This window comes from Psychrobacter proteolyticus, from assembly GCF_038155145.1.
Lineage (GTDB): Bacteria > Pseudomonadota > Gammaproteobacteria > Pseudomonadales > Moraxellaceae > Psychrobacter > Psychrobacter proteolyticus_B.
In genome coordinates, this window is record NZ_JBAKAY010000031.1 from 1 (window position 1) to 267 (window position 267).

Here is a 267-nt window from a genome sequence, read left to right on the forward strand (position 1 = left end):
TGGGCATTCTAAAGCTTGGAAAGCTGATGCGCTTTGTCTCCCGCTCAGTGGTTATCGGTTTCGTCAACGCTTAAGCAATATTGATTTTTGCTGCGCAATTACCAGAACTAAACCCCATGACTGAGCGGGTTGGCATGACTGTTTATATCATGACGGCAGCTGGTTTGGCGATTATTTATATGTTTCCACTTATTACTAAAATCGGTCGCATCGTTCCTTCTCCGCTTATTTGTATTTTAGGTTTGACCGCTGTTGCAATGTATATGA

1 pseudogene is annotated in these 267 nt (G+C 42.7%); it reads left to right on the plus strand.

Annotated elements, in window-relative coordinates:
* Positions 1 to 267, plus strand: a pseudogene (locus tag V6252_RS12885) (SulP family inorganic anion transporter); the annotation flags it as partial.